This is a genomic window from Blautia sp. AM47-4 (genome assembly GCF_003479865.1).
In the GTDB taxonomy this organism is placed as follows: Bacteria; Bacillota; Clostridia; order Lachnospirales; family Lachnospiraceae; genus Fusicatenibacter; species Fusicatenibacter saccharivorans.
The window spans coordinates 1-1,539 of sequence record NZ_QUHY01000086.1; the positions used below are offsets into that span (position 1 = coordinate 1).

Consider the following 1,539-nt stretch of genomic DNA (forward strand, 5'->3'; position numbering starts at 1 on the left):
ATACCTCTATGAATGTGGAGATTGTGACAAACCGGAAAGCCCTCTCCACGGTGCGGAACAAGAAAAAAGAGCTGAAAGATTTGGACAACCACGCATGGCAGAATGACAGCGAAACCAGTACAAACGTGGTGGACGCTTTAGACAGCGTGAATGAGCTGGAATCCACCTTAGACCAGAGCAAGGAATCCATGTATAAGCTGTCCTATGTGGTTCGTGTGACGGCTCCCGACTTGGAAGAACTGAAACGCCGCTGCAATGAGGTGAAAGATTTTTATGACGATTTGAACGTGAAACTGGTTCGCCCCTTTGGGGATATGCTGGGGCTGCATGGGGAATTTCTCCCTGCCAGCAAACGGTATCTGAACGATTATATCCAGTATGTCACCAGTGACTTCCTTGCTGGTCTTGGCTTCGGGGCAACACAGATGTTGGGGGAACCGGAGGGCATTTATATCGGGTACAGCCTTGATACAGGAAGAAACGTGTACTTAAAGCCTGCCCTTGCCAGTCAAGGGGTAAAAGGCTCCGTCACCAACGCCCTTGCTGCCGCTTTTGTCGGCTCCCTCGGCGGTGGAAAATCATTCAGCAACAACATGATTGTCTATTATTCCGTATTATTTGGGGCACAGGCACTCATTGTTGACCCGAAAGCGGAACGGGGACGTTGGAAAGAAACCCTGCCGGAAATCGCCCATGAAATCAATATCGTAAACCTGACCTCGGAAGAACAGAACAGGGGCTTACTCGACCCGTATGTGATTATGGAAAACCCAAAGGATTCTGAATCACTGGCAATCGACATCTTGACCTTTTTAACGGGCATTTCCAGCCGTGACGGGGAAAAGTTCCCTGTTCTTCGGAAAGCCATTCGTGCGGTGACAAACAGTGAGGAACGGGGGCTTTTCAAGGTGATTGAGGAACTTCGGGCGGAGGGAACCACCATCAGCACCAGCATAGCCGACCATATCGAATCCTTTACGGACTATGACTTTGCACACCTGCTCTTTTCGGATGGAGATGTCACACAGTCCATCAGCTTTGAAAAGCAGCTCAACATCATTCAGGTGGCAGATTTGGTGCTGCCAGATAAAGAAACCTCGTTTGAAGAATACACCACAATGGAGCTGCTTTCCGTGGCAATGCTCATTGTAATCAGCACCTTTGCCTTCGACTTCATCCACACCGACCGCAGCGTGTTTAAGATTGTGGATTTGGATGAAGCATGGAGCTTCTTACAGGTGGCACAGGGCAAGACCCTTTCCATGAAGCTGGTTCGTGCCGGACGTGCCATGAACGCAGGCGTTTACTTTGTGACCCAGAACACGGACGATTTGCTGGATGAAAAGCTGAAAAACAATCTGGGCTTGAAGTTTGCGTTCCGTTCCACGGACATCAACGAAATCAAGAAGACCCTCGCCTTTTTCGGGGTAGATTCCGAAGATGAAAACAACCAGAAGCGGCTCCGTGACTTGGAAAACGGACAGTGCCTTATCAGTGATTTATACGGGCGTGTGGGAGTCATACAGTTCCATCCTATCT

General features: G+C 49.4%; 1 protein-coding gene. It reads left to right on the forward strand.

The features are described 5' to 3' along the window. Positions 1 to 1,539 (forward strand): ATP-binding protein (locus tag DW965_RS18630; RefSeq protein WP_147398824.1); only part of this gene is annotated, 1,539 nt, incomplete at both ends.